We start from the raw sequence: 25,134 nt of genomic DNA, 5'->3' as shown, positions 1-25,134 counted from the left end.
TCAGGCCACCGCCCGGGACATGACGTACAGGCAATCGCGTACGTCTGTCCGGTCCTCTTCCAGGGTTCGCAGGTGCACACCGGGTACATCAGGGTGCGAGTCGATGCGCGCCGGGGCGTGCAGGTAAACGTTCAGCGGCCGTTCGCTGGTGGAGGCCTGCAATTGGCTTTCGCGACCGATCAGCGCGCTCAGCGCGGCATCGCTGTCGCTGCTGCCCACCGAGCGCACCGCCGTCCAGCGCCCTTCACGGGCCAGCAGCAACACGCTGCGCACCGGCTCGGCAACCACGAACAGGAAGTCCCCGGCGTCGAAGCTCCTGTCGAAATGATTGAACGCCGCCATCAGGTACGGTTGCACCGAACGCAGGCGCAGGCCCCGACCGCTGACCAGGGTGCGCAGGCGCTCCAGCAGGTCTTGCGGCAGCGCCGTGGCGATCCGGTCGTAGCCGGCGGGTTCAGCCGAGAGCACCAGGCTCCAGGGTTGGCTCGGGGCGCCGTAGAGGTCTTCGAAGCACAGCTGGGCAAAACCGAGCAGTTCGTCAGGGCTGCCGATCTGGTCGCTCCAGGGCACCAGGCAGAAACGGCTGAAGTGGCCAGAGATCACCACGGTCAGTTCCGAACCGGCGCGGGCATGTTCGCCGAGCAGGCGGTCGAGGGTTTCCAGGGCGACGGTCCAGGCAAGGAAACCTTCATCGATGAAGCCGACGCTGCCCAGCCACAGGGTTTGACTGCCCTGGCGCTGGCCGAGGCCGACACCACTGGCGCCGAGGACGGCGACATAACGCTCACGAGATAAAAGTGACACGATTGATCTCCTCGAGAGTGGTCCGGCCTTGTTGCACCAGTTCCAGCGCGGATTCGCGCAGCAGGCGCAAGCCACGCTTGCAGGCGTGGGCCTTGATTTTCGAAATGGGTTGGCGCTCGACGATCATTTGCCGCAGTTCATCGTCCAGGTGCAGCAACTCGGCAATCGCGCTGCGTCCCCGGTAGCCGGTACCCCGGCAATGGCCGCAACCCTTGCCATGGACGAAGCGGTAATGCGCGACCTGTTGCGGATCGAGCCCCGAGGCTTCCAGCTCCTCTTCGCCAGGGGTGTAGGGGGCGCTGCAACTGGCGCAGACCAGTCGAATCAGACGCTGGGCCAGCACGGCATTGAGCGCGGAGACCAGGCTGTAGGGGTCGATTTCCATCTGGGTGAAGCGGCCGATCACATCAAACACGTTGTTGGCGTGGATGGTGGTGAACACCAGGTGGCCGGTGAGTGCCGATTGCACGGCGATTTGCGCGGTATCGGGGTCACGGATTTCACCGACCATGATCTTGTCCGGGTCGTGACGCAGGATCGAACGCAGGCCGCGGGCGAACGTCAGGCCTTTCTTCTCGTTGACGGGAATTTGCAGCACGCCCGGCAACTGATATTCCACCGGGTCTTCAATGGTGATGATCTTGTCCACGCCGTGGTTGATCTCGGTGATCATCGCGTACAGCGTGGTGGTCTTGCCGCTGCCGGTGGGGCCGGTGACCAGCACCATGCCGTAGGGTTCGGCGGCCAGGCGGCGCAGTTGGCGCAGGGTTTCCTCTTCAAAGCCCAGGGCCTGTAACTGCACGCCGCAAACCTTGTCGGCCAGGTCCTGTTTGTCGAGCACCCGCAGCACCGCATCTTCGCCAAAAATGCTCGGCATGATCGACACCCGGAAGTCGATCTGCCGACCGCTGATGCCGATCTTGAAGCGGCCATCCTGGGGCACGCGTTTTTCGCCGATGTCCAGTTCGGCCATGACCTTGACCCGGGAAATCACCTGCTCGGCGAACTCGCTGCCCTGGATCTTGCTGATGTTGTTCAGCACGCCATCGATGCGGTACTTGATCACCAGGCCGCTGCCGGTGGTGCCCAGGTGAATATCGCTGGCGTGCATTTTCAGGGCGTCGTAGAGAGTCGAGTTGACCAGCTTGACCACCACGCTGGAGTCTTCGCTGATGCTGGTCAGGGACAGGCTTTGCAGGGTATCGATCTCAGTACTGCCGTCGGCCTGGGCGTTGAGCGACTCCACGGCGTGGAAGCTCTCTTCGTGGCGCGCCAGGTAGGCTTTCAGGTCGTCGGCGTGCACCAGGTAAAGCGGTGCGCCGTGCAGGCAATCGTCGATCCAGGCCAGGCGGGCAGTGTCGAAGGGGTCGGCAAATACGCCAATCACCTCATCGTTGTGCCGCAGCAGGGTGAATTCGCGCTTGAGGCATTGGGCCAGGGTGACCCGGTCGAACACCGGGGTGGCTTGAAACAGGCTGTCGGTGTCGAGCACCGGATAATGCAGGGTAGCGCCGAGGCACTGGATGAAGGGCATGGGGGCCAGATCGCACAGCTCCCCGAGGGCTTGCAGGACTCGCTCGCCGGAACTGGCGGCCAAGGAACGGGCCTGGGCCAATTGTTCACTGGAAAACCGGGTCGGTACACATTCGAGCGGCACTGCATCGACGACAAGGGATAGACGGTCCATGGCTTGCTCTCCAACGCCCGGGGCTTTGAGCCCTGTCGGCGCGGCGAGCAATTGCGGCGGGTGCCGGAACGTCTTGTCGCGCCACTACTCCCCGGTGAGCAATTGTTCGTCGTCTGGCGCCCTGGCGGCCGAATTTTTTCGGCGATCGGCAAGCACCCAACTACCGTCGTACAACTGCAGCGGGAAACTTTCGGTCCTGCTCTGGCGTCGTTCGACGAATCCTTCGGATGTGTTCATGCCTGTCTTGGGTTCGCGCTGCATCCCCAGAAGATCAAGAATTGCACGGGCCAGTTCCGCCAATGGAAACGGTTTGAACAGGATATGGCTGACTCCCAGTTGCCGGGCCCGCTCGCAAACCTCTGCGGTTGGATGCCCTGTGATCAGCACAAAATGACAGCTCCTGTTCTGGCGGACGGCATCGAGCACCTCAAAGCCTTCTATATCCGGCAAGCGGTAATCGAACACCATCACATCGGGGGCAAATCTTTCGGCTTCATCGATGCCTTCTGCCCCGTTATGAGCAATCCGGACTTCCAGCCCTTGCACCTGCAGATAATCCTGGAGGTTTTTGGCAAGCAGCTGTTCGTCTTCGACAACCAGTATTTTGTTTAACAAGGTGGACTCCTTGAAACCGCAGGGCCGAATACCGAACCTGGCGGAGTGCGCGCCTTACAAGGTCTAACGCACACTTCATGCCAGGCTGAGCGCCGGTCGTTTTATCGCTTCATGTCCTTGAATTTAAAAACAATGCCTTTTCGTCCACGTACCCCACCCCCCAAAAGCGGGGAAAACCGAACGGGTGTGCATTGAACCTTTTCCCCACTGTTGGGGAACCGCTCAATCGTCGTCGATCCGTTCGATCCGATTGCTGGAACGCAGCTGTGCCAGAACCTGCAGACGAGCTTTGACCTGTTTCTGTCGGGCAAGGTAAGCCCGAACCATGTCAAGTCCTTGCTCCTCTGTGACATCCGCTGCCTCCATTCGGTTCTGTAAATAGATCAAGTGCCAGCCAACCGCCGTACGTACCGGTTCACTGACGGCTCCCGGTGCCAGGGCAAAGGCTGCCGCCTCGAACTCGGGCTGCATGCGCCCGCGGGGAAAGTAGCCCAGATCGCCACCCTGGCTGGCCGATGCGTCTTCGGATTCGCTGCGGGCGACACTGGCGAAGTCTGCCCCTTCAGCAATCCTCTTGCGCATTGCCTCCAATCGTAGTCTCGCGGATGTAACAGTGGAAGCATCCGCACCCTGAGGCACCTTGATCAGGATATGCCTGACCTGTATTTCCTCGGGCCGGATCATCTGGGCGCGGTACTCTTCGAAAAAAGCATGGACCTGTTGCTCGTCCGGTTCACTGACCCGGGTCAGTTCGCTGAACATTTTCTGCGCCGCCAGGTCCCGGCGGGTGTACTCGATATAAGCGGCCTCATCGAAACCGGCATCCTCCAGGCGCCGGGCGAACACCTGCGCGCCGCCCATGGCCTGACGCGTCTGGTCCACCTGGCTCTGCACCGTGGCATCACTGATCACCACCCCGCGCCTGACCGCTTCCTGCCAGAGCAATTCCTTGTCGATCAAGGCGTCCAGCGCAGCCTTGCGCAACTGTTTGTACGCGCTGGGACTGCGGATGCTGGCGACCGCCCGGCCCTGATCCTCCAGGTACTCGGCAAAATAGCGCTCCAGGCGCAACTGCGAAATTTCCTCGCCATTGACCCGGGCCGCGACCTGGCCATTGCTGCAAAACGCCGCAGGCACCCACAACGTCAACAGGATCAGCACAGTGTTGAGTTTCATGTTCGGCCTCCGGTCAGGGCATCGCGGCAATGGGTTTGTAAGGGGCAACCAGATAGAAACGCTGGTCGGACAGGTCCACCGTGACCACATGGGCGCCGTTGAGGCCCAGGCGGCGACCCGGTCCGAAACTGATCAGCGGGGTCAGTCCGGTATCGAAGTCATGCAGGCCCTCCAGGGCGCTGACCAGCTTTTCGCGGCTGGCGTCGCGCCCGGCCCTTTTCATGCCTTCGCTGAACAACATCATCGAGCTGAACGCGCCGACCTGCAGGACCGCATGCTCGCCACCGAGCTTCTGCTGTTCACGCAATTGGGTCAGGGCCAGCCGCCCGCCCGGCGTCCAGTCGCCGGGCACGAACGGATAGGCCAGGAACACCCGCCGGGAAAAGGCGCTGGGCATCTGCAACAAATCGCCTGCCACCTGATTCGACGCGGCGAACAGGTAGGGCACCTGACCCGCCGTCTGCAAGCGTTCGGCCAGGCGGCTGAACCCGCTGCTGTTGCCCAGATAGAACACCGAGCGCGAGCCCAGCGGCAATTCGTCCGGCGCCGACGGCCAGAGTTGCAGGCGCACTTTCTGCCAGGCGTTGTCTTGCAGGTACTGGGCGAGGTTCTCCGCGGCCTGCCGTTGGCCGGGCTCGTCCGAGTAGGTGATCAGCGTGGGCCCTTGCAACACCCGCAGACTGGTGGCGGCGTAATCGGCCAAGGCAATCATTTGCTCACGCAACCCCGGCAGCGGTTCGAAAATCTGCCGGCTGACCTGGGCCGGGCCTTGCAATGACAGTGGCCCGATCAACGGCACACCGGCCTGTTCCAGGCGCGGTGCCAGTTCCGCCTCGAGGGCCGGTGCCAGCGGAGCGATCAGGGCGAACACCTGTTCCTGTTCGATCAGTTGGTTCAACGCCTGCACGGCACTGGCACGATCGGGCCCCGGGTCGAGAATGGTCAGGTGCAACTGCCGGCCATGAATCCCGCCCGCCTTATTGATGCGCGCGATGCAGCCTTTGAGCACCGCCGCCACTGTGGCGCCCTCCTCGCTCAACGCGCCCGTGGCCGGCAGCAAGGTGCCCAGGTGCAGGCTGTCGGGGCTCAGGCCCGGATCGCGGTCCTCGGCCAGACGCTTGAGGTAGGCCGTGAGGTTGCGCTGATCGTTCATCGACAGCACAAACCGCGGCATCGCCGGGTCGAGACGATTGTTGCCGGGGTCGCGCCCCTCCTGCACCGCCCTGGCCAATGTGCTTTCGGTATACGCCGGATACTTGCGCCCATTGATCTGCTGCTGGCCATAGGTGCTGGTGAGCCGCGACCAGGTCAATTCCGGCGGCCGCACCCCGCCCTCGGGACGCCCCAGGCCATCGATGCCATGGCAATTGGCACACGGCAGGCTGGTCGCCGGCAGCACCATGTCCGCCGCCCCGACCCGGGCCATGATCGGCTCACCGCTGGCCGACACACCCTCGCGGTACAGCCGTTTGCCGGCGCTTTCGCCGGGAGACAGCGGTAGCGCCCGGGCGGTCAGGCTCACGCTTGCGAGGAGGAGCAGGCCGAGGATGAGGGCGTTTTTCATGACGCGCACTCAGCGACCGGCCACGGGCATTGTCAGCAACTGCAAGCGCTGGGCAATGGCGGCGGCCGGGGCATCGGGGCGGATTTTACTCCAGCGCTTGTTGGCCACGTCGCCAACGATCAACTGCGTGGAGTGCTGCTCGGGGGTCGGCACGATCTGGCCGATACGGCCCAGGACCAGATCCATTTGCGCCTTGTCGCCGGTAAGAAAAAGCCAGTGGGGGCCATCGACGCCCTGCTTCAAGGTGTAAGCCTTGAGTACCGCTGGAGTATCCCGCAGCGGATCACTGGTAAGGGAGATAAAGGTGACGCCATCCGCCTTGTCGCCCAGCACTTCACGCACTTGCTTGAGTTTCTGGGTGATCAACGGGCAGGCATCGTTGCAACTGGTGTAAATCACATTGAGCAGCACCACGCGGTTCTGTAGTGCGTCGCTGTAGAAGCGCAGGGTATTGCCGTTCTGGTCCTGCAACGGGGTGTCGGTGAACCAGGTTTTGGCATCGTGGGTACCGCTGGCCGGTTGTTGTACAGACGCCGCAGGCATCCCGGACGCCGCCGGCGCTTCAGCGGCAGCCGGCACCGTTTGCCCATGCCCTTCATGGGAAAACGCCAGGAAGCTGATCACGCAGAAGCACATGGTCAGGAGGATCAAGGCGAGCGCTTTCATGGCTGATGCTCCATGGCAATGGCAGTGTGTTTGGCGTGGGCGTTGCGCTCGCCGCTGAGTTTCTCCACTTCACGGCTGAGCACGGCCGGGTCGGTGAAACCGTAGTAACGGGTCCAGTGGCGGCTGTTGCCGTCACCCACCAGGATCAAGGGTTGATGGTTTTTGAAATCGCCGCTGAAGCTGCCCAGGCCCTTGAGGGTTTCGTTGACCGACTGCGGGGAGCCGGTGAGCCAGCTCCAGCCCGGACCGTTCTGGAAGGTACGCGCGTAATCGTTCAGGCGTTTGGCGTCGTCGCGCTGCGGGTCGATGCTGATCGACACCAGCTGCACTTCAGTACCGACCCGTGCCCCCAGCTGCTTTTGCACCTTGCCCATGATCGACGACACCACCGGGCAGACCGTGGTGCAACTGGTGTAGATGAAGCTCATGACCACGATCTTGTTTTGCACCAGGTCCTTTTCCAGGCGCACGGTCTTGCCGTTCTGGTCCACCAGTGCCACGTCGGCGAACCTGACCTGGGCAGTCTCCGAACTGGCGCTTTTCGCCGCTCGGGTGTGGCCGGCGTGCTCATCTGCCGAGTGAGCCAGGGCCTGGCCGACACCAACGGCCAGCAGGCAGAGCGTCAGCAGTCCACGATGTGCAAATCGGTTCATGTCGATGTCCTCTCAATGAGTTTCGCCGGGCAACACCCGAACGCTGGCAAACGTCTGGTCGTCGAAGGTCGCGCCCAGGGATGCCGCACGCACGTGCAGATACCAGGCGCCTGTCTGGTCGAGGGTGACCGGGGCTTCATAAACCCCGTTGCCGACATCCCGTGCCGCCACCCGTTGAGACCGTGAACTCGGCGCCAGGAAGTAGCGCACCTGCACGTCCTTGACGCCGCTGAGCCGGGCCTTTTGCTTGCCCTGGACGATGCGCAAGCGCACCACGTACGGGCTACCCAGCGCGACGGTGGAGTGGTCGAGCATGAACTCCACTTTCGGCACACCGGCGTGTTGCACGGTGTTCTTGCTCGCTTCGACCACGGTGCTGAAGCAATGGATGATGTTCGGTTGATTGAGCAGGAACGCCACGTCGAAACGCCCTGCCGGCGGCAGTTTGATCCGTGCGCTGTACAGGCCCGGCTCGACCTCGCGCAGGCTGCGGTCGATGACCAGCGCCGCCCGCGCCACTTGCCCGCGATTGGGATAGCCGGACATCGGTGCGTTCATGCCTTCGGCATAGAAGTAGGTGGTGTTGTCCACCGGGTTGACCACGAACACCGCATTGTCGTCCCGTGACACCGCCAGGCTCGACGCCAGCGGCAAGTCGCCGGCCAGGCGTGGTGGCTGGGTACCCGCCTCGAATCCCTGACTGATCGGCTGGCGGCCTTCCCCCAGCGACGACAGGTTGATCATGGTCACCTTGGACGACGCCAGGCCACGAACATAGGCATAGGCCTTGGTGAACACCACTTGATAGGGTTCGGCGGACACGTCCAGTTCATGGATCAGCGAATCGGTGGCGGCGTCTATCACCGAGGCCCGGTTTTCCAGGGTGTTGAGCACGATGCCGAAACGGCCGTCGGCGCTGAAGCCCATCGGGCCCAGCCCCTGTTTCATCTTGATCACCCGCCGCACCGACTGGCTCGCGGCATCGACCACGGTGACGGTGCCGTCCTTGCCGTCGGCCACGTACACGGCGCCTGATAGCGGCGAGTACACCACCGACAGCGGGTGCGAGCCGGTCTTGAGTTGTTTGATCAGGGTCAGGCTGGCGATATCGATGATGCTCAGGGTGCCATCGTCGCGGTTGCTGACAAAGGCAAAACGGCTGTCCTTGCTGAAGGCGATTTCGTGGTGCCCGCCGCCCGTGGCCAGGTGCTTGAGGGTTTTCAGGCTGGTGGTGTCGATCACGGTGACCCCGGACTGCTCCGCGGCCTTGGCATTGTTGCCGACCCACAGCAAGCGTTCGTCCGGTTGCAAGGCCACCCGCACCGGGTTGCTGCCGGCCGCCACCGAGTCCAGCTGTTTGAATTGTTCGCTGTCGATCACAGCGACTTCGCCTGCTGCCGGCATCGACACAAAGACCCGCTTGTTGTCCCGCGGCGTCACCCAGTCCATCGGCGGTTGCTTGAGGTCGATCCGGGTCAGGGTGCTGGTGATCCCGCCCACCGACACCGAGGGATCGACCACCGAGACGCTGGCATCGCGGTTCATCACCAGCAGGAAGTAGCTATTGAGGTCGAGCAGCGGGCGCGCGCCGATACTCGATTTAAGGAACACGCCGACCCGGGATTTGCAGCTCTGTTCGCGCCCCTGGGCCTGGTCGGCGGCCACGGTTTCCGGGTCGAGCCAGGCACCCGGGGCAACGCCTGCCAGCGGTTGGCCTGAAGCCTTGTCAGTGACACGGAACCGCACATCGGCGAATTCGCCTTCACGCAGCACGCCATCTTCGGCCAGTGCCCGCATGTCGAGCACCACGGACACGCCATCACGTTCCAGGGTCTGGCCGGTCCAGGTGTCGGGCAGCGTCACCTCGCTGAGCATGACCGGGGGCGACGTGCGCGATACCCCCAGCCAGATCAGCGCCACCCCGATAACCAGGGCACAACTGGCGAATGTGATGGTCCTGTTCATGCCACTTCTCCCCTTTACCAGATCTGTGCCTGCCTCAAAACCGTGGTGCTCCCATCGCGGGCAAGCCTTGCTCCCACAACCGCACGGCCAATCTCGACCCTGTGGGAGCAAAGCTTGCTCGCGATGGCGTCAGCAGCCACACCGCAAAACCAAGGCGCTCCCATCGCGGGCAAGCCTTGCTCCCACGACCGCACGGCCAATCTCGACCCTGTGGGAGCAAAGCTTGCTCGCGATGGCGTCAGCAGCCACACCGCAAAACCAAGGCGCTCCCATCGCGGGCAAGCCTTGCTCCCACAGGTTTGGTGGTGTTGCCCACCACCCCTTCCCGACCGTTACGGCACCGGTGCCGGTTCCGGCTCATTGGTCACCCGCAGCAACCCCCACAACCCGGCGGTATTACCGAAGGACGCGTTGTCGCGGTACAGGTAGTCCCCCGGTATCGCGTTGCTGCCGCCGGCGCTCGGGTGCATGAAGCTGAAGTGCGCCGCCGGCAGCAAGCTTTCCCGGGCGCCGATGTACATCGACATCGGGTTGAGTCCGAACTTCACCGAACCGACGCCCGGCGTGCCCATCGGGAAGCCGCCCACATCGCTTTTCTCGGACTGGAACGGGTTGACCGACCAGACGTGACCATCGAGCTGGAAGGTCGAGCCGCGGCTGCCACCGGACGGCATCAGGATGTGCGTGCGGAACGGTTGCCCCGGCTTGGCGTAGAACACCGGCGTCTGCGGGTCGCTGCCCACCAGCGCGTTGCTGTAGGCCATGTGCGCGTTCGGCACATCGCCGTAGCCATGGCCGTCGGCGTGACCGAACGGCGCGTCCGGGGCCAGGCCGAAGCGGAACCACATCGGTTCGATCTTGTAGTTGATGGCCATGCTGGCGTTGTCTTTCGGATCGTTCGGTACACCGTTGCCTTCCGAGGCAATGCCTTCCGAGGCAATGCCTTCCACCGGCCGCCCATTGGCCCAGCGCGTGTTCAGGGCGCGTTGCCAGACCATCGCGAAGTCGCGGTAGGTGGCCTGACCCGGCGCGGTCACCGTGGCCGATGCACGTTTGGCATCCTCGACCCAGGTGGCGCCGGCCGGCAGGATGCTCATCGCACCGCCCAGGCCTTTTTGCGGCTGCTTGATGACGTCCGCCGGGGTGATGTTCAACCCGCCGAACTCCACCGCCGTGGCGTTGATGTTGTCGACGTTGCGCCCCAGTTGGGTGATCGGCTTGCCTTCACGCTCCAGGTGCCCGGCGTAGTACTGGTAGGTACGGGTCGGGTACGCGCCCGTGTTGCCGACACGCGGCGGCACGGTCTGGATCGGGTTGGCGCCGACGTTGGCGCCGTCGGATTTGGTGATGTCATACGACAGCAGTTGCGTGTGCAGGCCGACATGACTGGAGGGCCGCAGCAGGTTGTTATTGAAGGTGGTCGAGCCCATGCCGTCGTTACGGTCACGCTTGGCCAGGCCCTGCAAGATCGCGGTCTGGGCCAGGTCCGGCATCACGCTCGGCAGACGGTTTTCCAGGGTGATGTTGATGCAATCACCGGCCGCCGCACGCAGGATCAGCGGTTCTACCGGCACACCGGGTTTGAGCTTGCCGGTGATCGGATCGAGGTCGGCCTTGCGCACATACAGGATCGCGGTCGGGTCATGCAGCGGCCCGCTTTGCCCGCCGATGGTGAAGGTTTCGCCATCCTCGGGATCGGTCACCGTGACCTGTGGAATGCTCACGGTCCGCGAGTTGAGCACCAGGGTGCCCCCCGCCGGTTTCAACGGCCCGCCGACATGCTGGCCGAGACCCGACGGGTCGCCGATGGACAGGCCCAGTGGATTGGCCAGGATGTCGTTGGCCAGCGCCGCGACCACTTCATAATTGCGTTGCACGGTCGGCCGGGTGCCGATGCCGTTCGGGTTGGCGCCAATCCGGGGGCAGATGCCATCGAACGCCACGGTGTTGCGCATGCCGGTCGGTTTCGGGTTGTTCGGCAGCGCGAACAGATCGTTGCGTTGCGCGGTGTAATTGCGCATCACGCCCCAGATACCGTTCCAGTAACCCTCGATGGACGCGTCCATGGTGTACAGATAGTCACCGGTGGTCGCCGCCGCGCTGGACATCATCGACACCGGCGCATTGAAGCCCATCTGCTCGGAGATCCCGACCATCTGCGACGCGCGCCAGCCGGAGTTGGAGCTGTTGCCGAAACCGGAACCGCTTTGCAGCCATTTCACACCGTGCAGGGTGACGTTGTGCTCCTCTTCATGGCCGCCGGCATGCACCCGCAGCCGCACGTTGTCACCGGTGTAGGTCCGCAGCATCGGGGTGAACGGATCACCCGGTTCCGCACCGCCCTTGTTGATGTGCGGCGGGAACAGCGTGGTGCCGCCGGTCGGGCCGGTGGCCGAGGTGATCAGGTTCGGCGCCAGGTTCATCGCCGGGATCGCACGGTCGGTACGGCTTTGCATGGCGTACGCCAGATCGCCGCCCAGGCCATCGGACTGCATGCCGCGCTTGCCGTCCGGGCCGACCTTGTTCGGGTCGAACACCCGCAGGGCCAGCGGTTCGTTGCGGTAGTTGACGACGAACATGCCCGGGTCATCCACCGAGATCGCCTGCGGGCAAGGCCGGCTCGGGCAGCCCGGTTTCACGCCGCCTCGCAGTTCCACCACCGCTTCGAGCAACTCGCTGGTGTTGTCGCGCACCGGCGGGTTGATCGCGTAGCGGAAGCTGTCGGCCGTGGCCGGGAACGCTTGCGGGTTCGGCACGCCATTGGGACCTGCGCCCACGTACACACCCGCTTCATAGGCGTGCTGGAAGTCGCTGTATTCGAGGAAGAACTCACGGAAGCTGTCGTTCTTGCCGTCATTGTCCAGGTCACCGGTGGAAATCACCGCCTGCCACGAAGTCGGCCCGCCATCCTGCCGCGTGCCGCTGTACAACGGCTCGCCGGTTTCGGCGTGGAACCAGGTGGAACCGGCCGGCTCGGCCAGCACGGTGGCGTACAGGCCAATCTGTTGGTGGGTCGATGGGCCCAGGTGGTCGTGGGTGAAAATGGTGCCCAGGCCACGGTCGACGCCCTGGGTGTTCACCACCGGGTCGACGAACCAGCGCTGCATCGCCGTGCGCGCCCCCACCCAATCGGCCCGGCCGAACTGGCCAAAGTACGGGTGATTCTTGGCTTTCGGGCAGGCTGGCGTACCGTCGCGCGGGTCAGTGCCTTCGCACTGGTTGTATTCGCGGATGGCGTGGATGCGTTCCTGCACGGCACCTGGGGAGAGCACGCCGTCTTCATAGTTCCAGCCGTTGGACGAACCGTCCGCGGCGGTCAGGTCCCATTTCGGCAGGTGGATGTGCTGGCCGATCACGTCGGTCGGCGTGCGCACCTGATAGTCGTCCATCTCATAGGTGGCCGGCACCAGGTTGGTTTGCTGGTATTGCACGCAGTCGAAGGTGTTCATGCGCATCACCAGCGGCTCTGGCGGACGCTGCTTGGTGATCACCGGCCAGGCGTCTTCCCACAACGCCAGGATGCGCGCTTGCGGGAAGTGGTAGCCGACCTTGTTGTACACCGCGTCGAACTGGATGTTCGCTGCCTTGTAGACCCGTGGACGGTCGGCGGTGAAGGTCGAGGCACCGATGAAAGACATGCCGTCCAGGCGCTCGCCGCTGTTGAACTCGCCGGTGCCGGCGCTGCTGGTCAGGCGTTTCTGCCGGTCATCCATGCAGGGTTCGTAATACGGGGCGCCGGCAATCGGCAGCGCACCGTTGGTGCGGAAGTTGCGCGCCACGATCTGGCTGCCCGGCAGCACGGCGTAACTGGGGTGATCCTTTTTCGCGTGGAAGGCCATGGCCGACTGTTCGACTTCGGTGCCTTCTTCCGGCAGGTAGATCGGTTTGGCGCGGGTCACCGACTTGGAGAAGTCCAGCGACGTGGTAACGGTCTGGGCCTCGCCCCCCTCGGACACGCCGCCCAGGGCATGGCGCGGCAAGCCGCCGTTCCAGCCACCGGACTGATTCGGATCGAGGTTGGCCCACAGGGCTTTGCCACTGGCTTTCAAGCTCTGTGCCGTGGCGGCGTCGAGCATGTCCAGCGGTGGGGTCGGTGGGCGTTGGCCGACCGAACTTTCCATGCCACCGATCCAGAAGGGATAGCCAGGGTTTTTCAGGGTGCCGTCGGCATTGCGGTTGGCATCGCTGCGATCGATCAGCGCCAGGGAACCGATGGCCGCACTGTTGGTATGAGCACCGCCGCCATGATGCTCGCCGTCATCGTCGCCCTCATCATCGTCATCATCGTTGGCGGCCACCAGGGCTTCGCCGATCTTCGGTACGACAGCGACTTTGCCTGGCATCGGTGCCATGGCTTTGCCGGGCAGCGGCACCACCGCCGGAATCGGCGTGCCGGCAACGATTTCACCGTCGGGCAAGGCCCGTGCGCCTGCCGCCGGTTTGCCGCTGCGCAGGGCATAAGGCTCGCTGTGGAAACCATCGGCGCCCTGTTGCGAGACTTCGAGCCGGGTGCCTTCTTCGAAGACGTCATGCACCCGCCACATGGCCCACATGCCTTGGGCGAAGTGTGGGTAGAAGTGGCAGTGATAGATCGCATCGCCCGCGACCCGGTTGCGGTTACCCGAACCACCGTTGGCGATTTCATAGGTGTAGCCGGCGCCCGGACCGATGCCTTGGGCGTCCACATAGTCGGAGTTGTCGTCGTTGGGGTTGAACAGCCACTGATGGCCGTGCAAGTGGAAGATGTGATGCTCGTAGCCGTTGTGGGTGTTGCGGAATTTGACGAAGTCGCCGATGTAGCTGTGGGCGACGTTCGAGGGCTCCGACGGATACAGCGCCGTGGTCGCCTTGACCCCGACCTGATCGGCGCGCGGGGTCTGGCCAGGGGTGATGCCTTCCAGCCCGGCGTTGGCCGGTACGTCCACCAGCATCGCCACGTCGCCGACGGTATGGGCACTGAGGAAGAACTCTTCATAGGCGCAGGACAGGCAATCGTGCATCGGCCCCACACCCAGGCGGTTGGCGACCACTTCGGCGCCCATGCCGCCGGAGCCGTAGTTGATCATGAACGAATCGCGGGTCGGCTCCAGTACGTGGGCCATGACCGGGTCGGCCCAGTAAGCCGGGAAGGCCTGGGTCACTGCGGTTTCATCCTGGAACTGCGCGGAGAAATCGCGGAACGGCTCCAGCCGGTTGGGGATGGCCGGATTGCGTTTGCCAATACTTTCCAGCGGATAGGTCGAGGCCGGGAAACTGCCGTCGGCGTTGCTGCCCATGACAATCGCATCGGCTTCGCTGGAGACGATTTCATTGCCGTCGACCATGTTGATGATCGGCTTGCCGGCCTTGCCTTCGCGGATCCACGGTTGGCGCTGTGGATAGCGTGCCTGGTAATCGACAATCGGATGACCGGCCGGGGTGCGGCCGGTGCTGGCCAGGCGCATCTCTTCTTCGGTGATGGTGTTGCGGTAACTGCGACCGCCCTTGGGCATGACCGCCACTTGGCCGAACAGGCCATTGGCGTTGTTGCCGGCCGCACCCTCGCCACCAAAGGTCGCGCCGCGGCTGCTTACCGTGAAGGCACCTTCGCGTTCGGCGTACAGGGTGTAGGAACGACTGGCGCCGGGGGCGACCAGGGTGTTGGCGTTGCGCCCGGTATAAGAAGAGATGTCATCGATACTGTTGACCGCTTGCATGCCGTTGACCTGGAAGCCGACATGACGGTCGGCGACCTGTTCGTCAGCCTTGAAGGCTTCACCGCCAGCGCCGATTTCGATGCCGCCTTCTTCACCCTCTACTTCGCCGCCCTCATCATGGGCACCAGGGTTGGCCTGGTAGGCCAGCAGGTTTTGCAGGTTGACCGTCAGGCAGTCACCAGCGGCGACCCGCAGGACCAATGGACGCGGGCGCTTGTCCGGCCGCAACGACACCTTGCCCGGCACCGCGGCGCCCCCCTGGTCCAGGGAAACCTGACGGTCATCGACCACGTCGCGACGCAAGGCGAACATCATGCCATTGACGTTCTGCGCCCCGAGACGGTTGAACATCAGCGGCTGGTCCAGCGCCACGACATTCGCCGTCAGGTTGCGTTCGCAACGTACAGCGGCTTCGGCGAACTCGATGCCCAGCATGGACGCGGCCAACAACAGCCAGGGGAGGATGGTGGGAACATGGTGTATGCCGGTCATGATCACGGGCCTCGCTGTGGGCGCTCACAGGGAATAATTCTCGATAACTCCCTTGAGCAATCTGCATGCCATAAAAAATTCATCTATTTTTCAGCCAGTTACAGTCATCACTTAATTCGCAGGGGGAAAATTCCCCACTTTTTCCCCACTTTTTCGCCGGGGCCACTATTCCCCACTGTTGGGGAAAACCACCCCGGGGCTTTCACTCACAACGGGGCATCCGCCGACAGCCCCTGCAAACGCCGGTATTGGTTCAACACGCTGGGCACATAACGCTGGGTTTCGGCGAACGGCGGGATCACGCCGCCACGGCTGAGCACGGCCTGGGGACCTGCGTTGTAGGCGGCCACGGCCAGGGCAATGTCGTTGTCGAACATCGTCATCAGGCGTTTGAGGTAGCGGGCGCCGCCCTGGATGTTGGCCTTGGGGTCGTAGACATTGGCCACGCCCATCTCACGGGCGGTGTCGGGCATCAACTGCATCAACCCCCCCGCGCCCTTGGGCGACACGGCGCGGGCGTCGTAGTGGGATTCGGTCTGGATCACGGCGTGCAGCAGCGCTGCGGGCAATTGATTGTCCGTGGCGGCCTTTGACACCAGCTCGGCATAGGGCCGTGCGGCAATCATCTGCGGCTGCCGGTCGATGCTGACCACGGCCGCTTGGGGCTCATGAATGACCCGCTGATAGTGGCGACCGGGGCGATGGACGTTGGACAGGACGAAGTTGCCCCTGGCGTCCACCGAGACGAACACATCGGCCTGGGCGGTGCCTGCCAGCAGCGTCAGGCCGAGTAGTCCTGCGGTGAGAGTTTTCATTGTTCTACCTCCCCTGCCCGGCCCCGAAAAATGGGGGTATTGCCCCAATGGCCGCTCGTTTATCAGCCATACGCAAGCACTGTGCCGAAACCGCAAAGGGCCTTGGCACGGGGGGTTCGGGGGGAAGACAAAGTCTTTGGCAATCCCTTGCATGGCAATTGCATACGCCTCAATTGCATCAACCCGCTGCGATCCTTTCTGCCGAGTGTGAGGTCATCATGAAACAGCGACTGTATTGCGCCCCGCGTGATTCTTTTCCCAAAGCCCAGCGCGGGTTCACCCTGCTTGAACTGTTGGTCGTGCTGGTGGTGCTGGGGCTGTTGGCCGGCATCGTCGCGCCGAAGTATTTCGCGCAGCTGGGCCGCTCCGAAGTGAAAGTGGCCAAGGCGCAAATAGAAGGTCTGGGCAAGGCCCTGGATTTGTACCGGTTGGAGGTCGGCCATTACCCGTCGACCGAACAGGGCCTGCAGGCGCTGGTCACCGCGCCCAGTGACGAACCCCACTGGACCGGCCCGTACTTGCAGAAAAAACTGCCACAGGACCCATGGGGCCGTAACTACACCTACCGCTGCCCTGGCGAAAACGGTGAATACGACCTGCTGTCCCTGGGCAAGGACGGCCAACCCGGTGGCGAAGGTGAAAACGCCGAAATCACCAGTTGGCAGTGACGGGGATGGCGACCATGCGTTTTCACCTCAAAGCAGTCGGCAAGGCCGGTGTGGTATCGATGACCGTCGAAGCGCCGGGCCACAGTGAAGCCCGGCGCATCGCCGAAGACCAGGGCCTGCGGGTGGTCAGCCTGCACGCCGAGCGACATTGGCGGGCGTTGCGCCTCAAGCAGCGGGAGACGTTCAATCTGGTGCTGTTCAGCCAGGAACTGACGACGTTGCTCAACGCTGGCCTGCCGTTGATCGATGCGCTGGAAAGCCTGGCGGAAAAAGAAACCGCGCCACAGGCTCGCAAAACCTTGAACGAACTGGTGCGCCTGCTCTATGAAGGCAAATCGTTCTCCCAGGCATTGGGCCAGCTGTCGGCGGTGTTCCCCCCGCTGTACGTGGCGTTGGTGCAGTCCAGTGAAAAAACCGGTGCCGTGGGCGATGCCCTGGGCCGATACGTCAGCTATCGCCAGCGCATGGACGAGGTTCGCCAGAAGATCGTCAGCGCTTCGATCTACCCCATGCTGTTGCTGGTGGTGGGCGGTGGCGTGGTTTTGTTTTTGATGGGTTACGTGGTGCCGCGCTTCAGCCTGGTGTTCGAAGGGCTGGGGTCCAACTTGCCGTGGCTGTCTCAGGTGCTGATGAGCAGCGGCATGTTCCTGCACGCCCACCAGGGCGAATTCTTCGGTGCCTTCCTGGCGATCATCGTCTCCCTCACCCTGCTCCAGCGACAGCCGTCCTTTCGCCGGGGCGTGGACCGCCTGATCGAAAAACTCCCGGCGGTGCACCAGCGCATCTTCATGTACGAACTGGCGCGTTTCTACCGTTCCCTGGGGATTCTGCTGCAAGGCGGCATTCCCCTCGTCACCGCCATGGGCATGGTCCGTGGCTTGCTCACCGTGGCTTCCCGCACGCGCCTGGATCAGGCCTGCGAACGGGTGCGCGAAGGGCAATCGTTGTCGACCGCGCTGGAACTCAATCGCCTGGTGACCCCGGTATCCCTGCGCCTGCTGCGCGCCGGCGAACAGTCCGGCAATCTGGGACAGATGATGGAGCGCAGCGCCGACTTCTACGACGAAGAAATCAGCCGCTGGATCGAGTGGTTCGTGCGGCTGTTCGAGCCCTTGCTCATGACCTTCATCGGCCTGCTGATCGGGGTGATCGTGATCCTGATGTACATCCCGATTTTCGAGCTGGCCTCCAGCATCCACTGACCCTCTGGAACGGGCCATGGCGGCGGGTTGCAGGGGGGCTTCAACGTCGCAACTGAATAAATCAGTACGTTGAGGTGTTTTTCAACGTTCCTACTGAATAAAGGAACCAAGCAGCACGTTGCATTGTTCATCAACGTTCCAACTTGAAAAAAGAAAACGGAGAACGACATGCACATCAACAAGCTTTTACTTGCAGTAGCTATTGGCGCGGTTTTGTCGGCGTCTACCGTATTGATTCCGGACAGTCTGTCCGATGTGTCGAGTGCCCACGCGAAAGACGGTGGTGGTGGCGGCGGTGGCGGTGGCGGCGGTGGCGGTGGTGGCGGCGGCGGCGGCGGTGGCGGCGGTGGCGGCGGCGGGAATGGTGGCGGCGGTAACGGCGGCGGTAGTGGGGGCGGCGGCGGAAGCGGCAATGGCGGTGGAAGCGGCAGTGGTCACAGTGGCAGCGACCATGGCCAGGGGCACTCCGGCGGCACCGCTTCAAACTCCGGACGCAGCAGCGACCATGCCGAGCCGGGTGACGATCATGGGGTTCATGCCGGTGAAGCCGGTGACGATCACGGCGTTCATCGCGCGGGCGAAGTGGGCGATGACCGTGGTGCTCATCGCGCCGGCGAAGTGGGTGATGACCGTGGGGCTCATCGCGCCGGCGAAGTGGGCGATGACCGCGGAATGCATACGGCGGGTGAACCGGGAGACGATCACGGCGTTCACGCCGGCGGCGAACCGGGTGACGACAAACGCGCGAACTGATGCACTCCCCCCCTGTAGGAGCGAGCCTGCTCGCGAAGGCGTCCTGTCATTCAATACTGCGTCGCCTGACACTCAGCCTTCGCGAGCAGGCTCGCTCCTACAGGGGATCGTGTGAGCTATCGAGCCTTTCGCGCAAAAACCCGACCAACGCCTGCACCGGTCGTGACGACTGACGATGCTGCGGGTACACCGCCGACAGCGTCAGCGGCTCCGGCCGAAACGCCTCCAGCACCGGCACCAGCCTGCCATCCTTCAGCGCCGAACCGACGATAAAGGTCGGCAGGTAGGTAATGCCCATCCCGGCAATCGCCGCGTCCTTGAGCAACTCGCCGTTGTTGACCCGCATCCGCCCGGTGACGTTGACGGACAGTGGCTTGCCCTGCCCGGCGAAGCGCCATTGCACCTGACGACCGTGGCCATAGGGCAGGCAGTCATGGCTGAGCAAATCGTCCGGTTTGAGCGGCGTGCCACGCTCGGCCAGGTAAGCCGGGCTCGCGCAATACACACGCTCGATTGACGCAAGGCGGCGGGCGATCAGCGTTGAGTCTTCAAGCAGGCCGATGCGCAGGGCCAGGTCGTAGCCCTCACCGAGCAGGTCCACCGGGCGATCACTCAAGTCCACTTCCACCGTGACGTCACGATAGCGCTGCAAAAACGCTGGCAGCAGACTGCCCAGGTGCGCCAGCGCAAACGACAATGGCGCGCTGACACGAAGGGTGCCGCGCGGCTCGGTGGTTTGCCCGGCGATACCCTGCTCCACTTGCTCAACCTCACCGAGCAGGCGCAGGGCCGATTCGTAATAACTCTGGCCCAGGGGCGTGACGTCCAGGCGCCGGGTCGAACGATTGAGCAGCCGCACACCCAGCCGTTCCTCAAGCTGCATCAAGCGTCGGCTGACGAACTGCTTGGACAGGCCCAATTGATCGGCGGCTGCCGTGAAGCTGCCGGAGTCCATGACCTGGCAGAAAATACGCATGTCTTCGAATGGGTTCATTGTCATGCCCTGGGTGACAGTCAGGGCACTCTATAGCGGTTTTTCACCTTTTTAACCCCCTTGCGCAAAACAATGTGGGAGCGGGCTTGCTCGCGAAGGCGGTAGACCAGACACTTTTGCAGTGACTGTCAAACCGCTTTCGCGAGCAGGCTCGCTCCCACAGGGGTTATGCGTTTATTTGGCAGTGAAGGTCGTGTAGCTGTTGATCAGGTTGCGGTAGTTCGGCAGGCGTTCCGACAGCAGGTTGGCCAGGCCTTCCATATCGTTACGCCAGTCGCCTTGCAGCTCGCAGGCCACGGAGAACCAGTTCAGCAGATGTGCACCGGCAGCCGACATGCGCGCCCACGCCGCTTGCTGCACGCTGGTGTTGAAGGTGCCGGAAGCGTCGGTCACCACGAACACTTCAAAACCTTCGGCAATGGCCGACAGGGTCGGGAACGCCACGCACACGTCCGTTACCACACCGGCAATGATCAGTTGCTTGCGACCGGTGGCCTTGACGGCCTTGACGAAATCTTCGTTGTCCCAGGCGTTGATCTGGCCCGGACGGGCAATGAACGGTGCGTCGGGGAACTGCGCCTTGAGTTCCGGCACGATCGGACCGTTGGGGCCCTTATCGAAACTGGTGGTGAGGATGGTCGGCAGTTTGAAGAACTTGGCGATGTCACCCAGGGCCAGCACGTTGTTCTTGAATTCGTTGGGCGAGAAATCCTGCACCAGCGAGATCAGGCCGGTCTGGTGATCGACCAGCAGCACAACGGCGTCATCTTTGTTCAGGCGAGAGTACGAAACGTTGCTCATGAAAAAACTCCTTGGTGGATGATGGTTTGTTGCTGCGCCGGACCCTGTACCTAAAGGTATTGGCATCGGCGCTTATGGGGATTGATCAGAAGGCGAAGCACGAGCAGCCGAAGGCGCCCCAGAAACCCGCGAAATCACTGACCGGCGCATTCGACAGGCGCGCCCGCTCATGGCTGTGGGAATGCACCGCGCAAGGTCCGCTGCACTGGTGCACCTGCGCCTGCATCGGCGAGCCCGGCCGCCAGTGACCCGGGACCTTCACCACCGGTGACCAGTCCGGCAGCACCGGCACGCTGGCAGGTCCCAGCTTCTCGAAATCCCCGGCGGCATACACGACCTTGCCGCCGACCACGGTCAGCACCGACTCGATCCACTTGATGGCTTCTTCCTCGACACTGAAAAAGTCCGCGCTCAGCGCAGCAAGGTCCGCCAGTTGCCCGACCTTGATCTGGCCCTTCTTGCCCTGCTCGGATGAGAACCAGGCACTGCCGTGGGTGAACAGTTCCAGCGCCGTGGTGCGCGGCAAACCTTCCTCATACAGCGCCAGGCCGCCGACGGTACGGCCGCTGACCATCCAGTACAGCGAGGTCCAGGGGTTGTAGCTGGAGACTCGGGTGGCGTCGGTACCGGCACCGACCGGCACGCCTTCGGCGAGCATGCGCTTGATCGGCGGCGTGGCTTCGGCGGCCTGTTTGCCGTAGCGGTCGACAAAATATTCACCTTGGAACGCCATGCGGTCCTGAATCGCGATACCGCCACCCAGCGCCCTCACCCGCTCGATGTTCTGCGGGGTGATGGTTTCGGCATGATCGAAAAACCACGGCAAGCCATTGAACGGAATGTCGCGGTTGACCTTCTCGAACACGTCGAGCATGCGGCTGATGGATTCGTTGTAGGTGGCGTGCAAACGGAACGGCCAGCGCTGCTCGACCAGGTGGCGCACTACCGGTTCCAGTTCGTCTTCCATGCTTTGCGGCAGGTCCGGGCGCGGTTCGAGGAAGTCCTCGAAATCCGCCGCTGAGAACACCAGCATTTCCCCGGCGCCGTTGTGCCGCAGGTAATCATCGCCCTGGTGCAACTTGACGCTGCCGGTCCAGTTCTGGAAGTCGGTCAGCTCTTCCTTGGGCTTCTGGGTGAACAGGTTGTAGGCGATGCGAATGGTCAGTTGCTGATCCTTGGCCAACTGCTCGATCACCTGGTAATCGTCCGGATAATTCTGGAAACCGCCGCCGGCATCGATGGCGCTGGTCAGGCCCAGGCGATTGAGTTCGCACATGAACTGGCGGGTCGAGTTGACCTGATACTCCAGCGGCAGCTTCGGCCCCTTGGCCAGGGTCGAGTACAGAATCATCGCGTTGGGTCGCGCCACCAGCATGCCGGTGGGGTTGCCATTGGCATCACGAACGATTTCGCCACCCGGCGGGTTCGGCGTGTCACGGGTATAACCGGCCACGCGCAACGCGGCACGGTTGAGCAGCGCGCGGTCGTACAGATGCAGGACGAACACCGGAGTGTCCGGTGCCGCCTGATTGAGCTCTTCGAGGGTCGGCATGCGCTTTTCGGCGAACTGGAATTCGTTCCAGCCCCCCACCACCCGAACCCACTGCGGCGTCGGTGTGCGATCGGCCTGTTCCTTGAGCATGCGCAGTGCATCGGCCAGGGATGGCACGCCTTCCCAACGCAATTCAAGGTTGTAGTTCAAGCCACCGCGGATCAGGTGCAAGTGCGAGTCGTTGAGGCCGGGAATCACGCAACGACCCTTGAGGTCGATCACCTGCGTGCCCGAGCCGCGCAACGCCATGGCTTGGGCATCGTTGCCGACCGCGACAAAGCGGCCGTCGCGGATGGCCACGGCGCTGGCGTGCGGATTTTCCCGGTCAACGGTATGAAACTGGCCATTGAACAAAATCAGATCGGCGTTCATCGCGGCTCCTTAAGGCAATGTGGAATGGGACTGGCCGGCTTCCAGCCACGGCGCGAACAGGCGCGTGGCCCGCGGCATAAAGACGTACACCACCGACAGTACGATGGTCAGGGTGATCAGGAACGTGGCGACCACGTAATTGGAAAGGAAGGCATTGAGCTTCAACAGCGGCCCCCACAGCAGTGGCACCAGCAAGGTGTGCGGCAGAATCACCAGCAACGTCACCACTGCCTGCTTCCAGCGCGGCGGTGGCGACGCGGCATCGGCCAGCGGGGCGAACCAGAATTCGTTGAGCGGATTGACCTCGGTCTGGTCGCCGTCCGCCAGCATCGGCGCGGCTTCATCCACCAATGCCTGGCGCTGCGGCGAATCGAGCCAGCGCTGCATGGCCTCGGTGGAGCAAAAGCGCAGCACGCAGGTGAACATTTGCAGGCCGGCGTGCTTGCCACGGACCACGTCCACCCCCAAATGCCCTTCGCTCTGCCCGGCCACCTTGACGATATTGCGCAGCCAGGCTTCATAGGTCGCTTCAAAACCGCTCTTGATCCGGTGTTTGACGATCAGGGTCACGATTTCATCGAACCCCGGGGCTGGCGTGCTCTGGGAATGGGCTTGAGGCATGACGAAAGGCTCCGGCGAATCAGGTTGAGCGAAATAGTGCCGGGGCGGGGGAGGAAAAAATTGGATGTACGTGCTCTTTTTGGGAGGGCGCGTGGATCGGTTGGCTCACCCATTTCCTGTAGGAGCTGGCTTGCCAGCGAAGGCTTTGTGTCAGGCGACGTATTTTTTGATGGTGTACATATCCATTGCTGCGGTAATGGCTGCTTATGGTTTCGCCCTTACGGCGAGTCACTTTCGAAAAGCGCGAAAGTAACCAAAGCGCTCTTGCCCCACCACTCGGTGCCTCGCTATGGCTCGGCATGCCCTCACTCCGGTATTGCTCCGTGGGTCGCCGCGATGGGCCATCCCTGGCCCAGCGCGGCTAAACCGGCGTCCTGCCGGTTTACCCAAGGAGCAATGCCTGCGTTCGGCCAGCGTGGTTTTACGGGGCGCCCAGATCAAAAACCAAAGCGAGGCGGCCTGACAGCCGACCTGATTGTTTCAAGCGTCCCCGATTCCCTGTAGGAGCTGGCTTGCCAGCGAAGGACGTCAACGATGACGCGTGCTGCCTGGATGCCCGCGTTGTCTGGACGTTTTTCGCGAGCAGGCTCGCTCCTACAGGGGAACGCGTTCATCCGCAAACTCAGGTTGGCTGTGAGGCCGCCATCGCTGCGATGCGGCGCCCCGACAAGCCAGCTCCCACAGAGGATTGGGCGCGTCCGCCAAAGCAGGTCGAGTGTCAGCTCGCCTCGCTTTGCTTTGGCTTTTGATCCACCCGCCCCTTCGGGAGGCTGAGTGGAGGTGTTCATCCGGGGAGTGGCGCGCAGCGCCGTTCGACGCAGTCGAACACGCTGCATGTAGGTGCAGCGAAGCCAACCGGAGGGCAGTGTCCCCGGATGGATACCGGAGCGAAGGAACCCCGAGCCTTGGCGAGGGGCCGGACGCCGGGGCGAGCCTTTTTGGGTACTTTTTTGGCGTTTGAAAAAAGTGCCTCGCCGTAAGGGCGAAACCATAAGCGGCCGTTACCGCAGAAATGGATATGTACTCAGTCAGCAAAAGCCAGGTCGGCTGTCAGGCCGCCTTCGCGAGCAAGCTTTGCTCCCACAGGGGATCGGGGATATCAGTAAGAATCAGGCAGTCGCCGAAATATCCAGTGGCGCCGACATGAACTGACTGATGCGCGAGCGCAACCAGCGCTCCGCCGGGTCGTTGTCATGCACCCCGCTCCAGGCCATCGACAACTGCGCCGCTTCAATCTCGAACGGTGGATCCTCGGCACGCAAGTCACAGCCTTCCACCAAGGCACAAGCTGCATAATCCGGCACGGTGGCGATCATCTCGGTGCCTGCGAGCAATGCGCGCAAGCCACTGAACTGCGGCACGCCAAGCACCACTTTGCGACACCGTCCGACTTTGGCCAGGTCGAGGTCGATATTGCCGCTCAGGTCACCGGAAAACGACACCATCGCATGGGGTCGCGCGCAGTATTCATCGAGGCTCAGCGGCCCCGGCCTAGTGTCGCCACGCAACACCTTGCAGGGGATGTCACGCAGTTTCTTGCGCTTGGCATTGGCCGGTAGATCGGTGGTGTAGCTCACACCGACGGAGATTTCCCCGGACGCCAGCAACGCCGGCATCAATAGGTAATTGGCCCGGCGCACCACGACTACGATTCCCGGTGCCTCTTCCTGCAACTGACGCAGCAATGGTGGAAACAGACCGAACTCGGCATCGTCCGACAACCCGATGCGGAACACATCGCAACTGGTCGCCGGATCGAACTCCTTGGCCCGGCTGACTGCGCCGGAGATGGTGTCCATCGCCGGTTGCAGTTCCTTGAGAATCGCCAGCGCCCGCCCCGTCGGCTCCATGCCGCGACCATTGCGCAACAGCAGCGGATCGTCGAACAGGTCGCGTAACCGGCCGAGGGCGGCACTCACCGCCGGCTGACCCATGAACAGCTTTTCCGCAACACGGGTCAGGTTCTTTTCGAACATCAACGCCTCGAAAATCACCAGCAGGTTCATGTCGACGCGACGCAGATCGTTTCGGTTCATAG

At 62.9% G+C, this 25,134-nt stretch carries 18 protein-coding genes; 3 read left to right on the top strand and 15 right to left on the bottom strand.

Annotated elements, in window-relative coordinates; genetic code table 11:
* The 10 genes from LAB08_RS09815 to LAB08_RS09770 all read right to left on the bottom strand — a co-directional run bounded on the left by LAB08_RS09815 (window position 1) and on the right by LAB08_RS09770 (window position 16,133).
* Window positions 1–804: a hypothetical protein gene (locus LAB08_RS09815; RefSeq protein WP_096512407.1), complete on the bottom strand. Its 804-nt coding sequence runs from the start codon at window positions 802–804 to the stop codon at window positions 1–3.
* Window positions 785–2,491 carry a GspE/PulE family protein gene (locus tag LAB08_RS09810; RefSeq protein WP_096512408.1) on the bottom strand — a complete coding sequence of 569 codons (1,707 nt, stop codon included), beginning with the start codon at window positions 2,489–2,491 and terminating at the stop codon, window positions 785–787. Before LAB08_RS09810 ends, LAB08_RS09815 begins: the two co-directional genes overlap by 20 nt.
* An 84-nt stretch (window positions 2,492–2,575) precedes the next feature.
* Window positions 2,576–3,106, bottom strand: coding sequence for a response regulator (locus LAB08_RS09805; protein ID WP_096512409.1), 531 nt, complete (start codon window positions 3,104–3,106; stop codon window positions 2,576–2,578).
* Window positions 3,107–3,328: 222 nt separating this feature from the next.
* On the bottom strand, window positions 3,329–4,282 hold the full coding sequence (locus tag LAB08_RS09800; RefSeq protein ID WP_096512410.1) for a peptidylprolyl isomerase: 954 nt from the start codon (window positions 4,280–4,282) through the stop codon (window positions 3,329–3,331).
* A gap of 13 nt (window positions 4,283–4,295) precedes the next feature.
* Window positions 4,296–5,846, bottom strand: a complete 1,551-nt coding sequence (locus LAB08_RS09795) for a cytochrome c/ABC transporter substrate-binding protein (protein ID WP_096512411.1) — start codon at window positions 5,844–5,846, stop codon at window positions 4,296–4,298.
* A gap of 9 nt (window positions 5,847–5,855) precedes the next feature.
* The gene (locus tag LAB08_RS09790) at window positions 5,856–6,512 is read right to left on the bottom strand and encodes an SCO family protein (protein WP_096512412.1); all 657 of its coding nucleotides are present in this window, start codon (window positions 6,510–6,512) and stop codon (window positions 5,856–5,858) included.
* Window positions 6,509–7,165, bottom strand: coding sequence for an SCO family protein (locus tag LAB08_RS09785; protein ID WP_096512413.1), 657 nt, complete (start codon window positions 7,163–7,165; stop codon window positions 6,509–6,511). Before LAB08_RS09785 ends, LAB08_RS09790 begins: the two co-directional genes overlap by 4 nt.
* A gap of 12 nt (window positions 7,166–7,177) precedes the next feature.
* Window positions 7,178–9,130, bottom strand: coding sequence for a YncE family protein (locus LAB08_RS09780; protein ID WP_096512414.1), 1,953 nt, complete (start codon window positions 9,128–9,130; stop codon window positions 7,178–7,180).
* 332 nt (window positions 9,131–9,462) lie between these two features.
* Window positions 9,463–15,318 carry a manganese-oxidizing multicopper oxidase MnxG gene (gene mnxG, locus LAB08_RS09775; protein WP_096512415.1) on the bottom strand — a complete coding sequence of 1,952 codons (5,856 nt, stop codon included), beginning with the start codon at window positions 15,316–15,318 and terminating at the stop codon, window positions 9,463–9,465.
* Window positions 15,319–15,524: 206 nt separating this feature from the next.
* Window positions 15,525–16,133 (bottom strand): lytic transglycosylase domain-containing protein, encoded by a 609-nt coding sequence (locus tag LAB08_RS09770; protein WP_096512416.1) that lies wholly within the window; start codon window positions 16,131–16,133, stop codon window positions 15,525–15,527.
* A gap of 218 nt (window positions 16,134–16,351) precedes the next feature.
* On the opposite strand from LAB08_RS09770, the gene gspG reads away from it, so the two are divergent.
* The 3 genes from gspG (at window position 16,352) to LAB08_RS09755 (ending at window position 18,756) form a co-directional block, all read left to right on the top strand.
* Window positions 16,352–16,801, top strand: a complete 450-nt coding sequence (gene gspG / locus LAB08_RS09765; protein WP_096512417.1) for a type II secretion system major pseudopilin GspG — start codon at window positions 16,352–16,354, stop codon at window positions 16,799–16,801.
* Window positions 16,802–16,815: 14 nt separating this feature from the next.
* The gene (locus LAB08_RS09760) at window positions 16,816–18,003 is read left to right on the top strand and encodes a type II secretion system F family protein (RefSeq protein WP_096515484.1); all 1,188 of its coding nucleotides are present in this window, start codon (window positions 16,816–16,818) and stop codon (window positions 18,001–18,003) included.
* A gap of 168 nt (window positions 18,004–18,171) precedes the next feature.
* On the top strand, window positions 18,172–18,756 hold the full coding sequence (locus LAB08_RS09755; RefSeq protein WP_157755727.1) for a hypothetical protein: 585 nt from the start codon (window positions 18,172–18,174) through the stop codon (window positions 18,754–18,756).
* A gap of 97 nt (window positions 18,757–18,853) precedes the next feature.
* Here LAB08_RS09755 and LAB08_RS09750 read toward each other — a convergent pair whose 3' ends face one another.
* From LAB08_RS09750 to LAB08_RS09730, 5 genes are all read right to left on the bottom strand, one after another.
* Entirely contained in the window at window positions 18,854–19,750 is an 897-nt protein-coding gene (locus tag LAB08_RS09750; RefSeq protein ID WP_096512419.1) for a LysR family transcriptional regulator, read from the bottom strand.
* A 174-nt stretch (window positions 19,751–19,924) separates the two neighbouring features.
* Window positions 19,925–20,551: an isochorismate family cysteine hydrolase YcaC gene (gene ycaC / locus LAB08_RS09745; RefSeq protein ID WP_096512420.1), complete on the bottom strand. Its 627-nt coding sequence runs from the start codon at window positions 20,549–20,551 to the stop codon at window positions 19,925–19,927.
* Between the two features lie 85 nt (window positions 20,552–20,636).
* Window positions 20,637–22,475, bottom strand: a complete 1,839-nt coding sequence (locus LAB08_RS09740; RefSeq protein ID WP_096512421.1) for an amidohydrolase — start codon at window positions 22,473–22,475, stop codon at window positions 20,637–20,639.
* A gap of 9 nt (window positions 22,476–22,484) precedes the next feature.
* The gene (locus LAB08_RS09735) at window positions 22,485–23,096 is read right to left on the bottom strand and encodes an antibiotic biosynthesis monooxygenase (RefSeq protein ID WP_096512422.1); all 612 of its coding nucleotides are present in this window, start codon (window positions 23,094–23,096) and stop codon (window positions 22,485–22,487) included.
* 1,109 nt (window positions 23,097–24,205) lie between these two features.
* Window positions 24,206–25,132 carry a LysR family transcriptional regulator gene (locus LAB08_RS09730; RefSeq protein ID WP_096512424.1) on the bottom strand — a complete coding sequence of 309 codons (927 nt, stop codon included), beginning with the start codon at window positions 25,130–25,132 and terminating at the stop codon, window positions 24,206–24,208.
* Window positions 25,133–25,134: the final 2 nt, after the last annotated feature.

This window comes from Pseudomonas izuensis (assembly GCF_002356535.2).
GTDB lineage: Bacteria > Pseudomonadota > Gammaproteobacteria > Pseudomonadales > Pseudomonadaceae > Aquipseudomonas > Aquipseudomonas izuensis.
This window is presented reverse-complemented; position numbering and strand designations above follow the sequence as displayed.

Coding starts and splice junctions, on each gene's coding strand:
- LAB08_RS09810 (WP_096512408.1), bottom strand. CDS start 2,491: ATGGACCGTCTATCCCTTGTCGTCGATGCAGTGCCGCTCGAATGTGTA.
- LAB08_RS09740 (WP_096512421.1), bottom strand. CDS start 22,475: ATGAACGCCGATCTGATTTTGTTCAATGGCCAGTTTCATACCGTTGAC.
- ycaC (WP_096512420.1), bottom strand. CDS start 20,551: ATGAGCAACGTTTCGTACTCTCGCCTGAACAAAGATGACGCCGTTGTG.
- gspG (WP_096512417.1), top strand. CDS start 16,352: ATGAAACAGCGACTGTATTGCGCCCCGCGTGATTCTTTTCCCAAAGCC.
- LAB08_RS09770 (WP_096512416.1), bottom strand. CDS start 16,133: ATGAAAACTCTCACCGCAGGACTACTCGGCCTGACGCTGCTGGCAGGC.
- mnxG (WP_096512415.1), bottom strand. CDS start 15,318: ATGACCGGCATACACCATGTTCCCACCATCCTCCCCTGGCTGTTGTTG.
- LAB08_RS09800 (WP_096512410.1), bottom strand. CDS start 4,282: ATGAAACTCAACACTGTGCTGATCCTGTTGACGTTGTGGGTGCCTGCG.
- LAB08_RS09780 (WP_096512414.1), bottom strand. CDS start 9,130: ATGAACAGGACCATCACATTCGCCAGTTGTGCCCTGGTTATCGGGGTG.
- LAB08_RS09735 (WP_096512422.1), bottom strand. CDS start 23,096: ATGCCTCAAGCCCATTCCCAGAGCACGCCAGCCCCGGGGTTCGATGAA.
- LAB08_RS09730 (WP_096512424.1), bottom strand. CDS start 25,132: ATGAACCGAAACGATCTGCGTCGCGTCGACATGAACCTGCTGGTGATT.
- LAB08_RS09750 (WP_096512419.1), bottom strand. CDS start 19,750: ATGAACCCATTCGAAGACATGCGTATTTTCTGCCAGGTCATGGACTCC.
- LAB08_RS09785 (WP_096512413.1), bottom strand. CDS start 7,165: ATGAACCGATTTGCACATCGTGGACTGCTGACGCTCTGCCTGCTGGCC.
- LAB08_RS09795 (WP_096512411.1), bottom strand. CDS start 5,846: ATGAAAAACGCCCTCATCCTCGGCCTGCTCCTCCTCGCAAGCGTGAGC.
- LAB08_RS09755 (WP_157755727.1), top strand. CDS start 18,172: ATGCACATCAACAAGCTTTTACTTGCAGTAGCTATTGGCGCGGTTTTG.
- LAB08_RS09760 (WP_096515484.1), top strand. CDS start 16,816: ATGCGTTTTCACCTCAAAGCAGTCGGCAAGGCCGGTGTGGTATCGATG.
- LAB08_RS09790 (WP_096512412.1), bottom strand. CDS start 6,512: ATGAAAGCGCTCGCCTTGATCCTCCTGACCATGTGCTTCTGCGTGATC.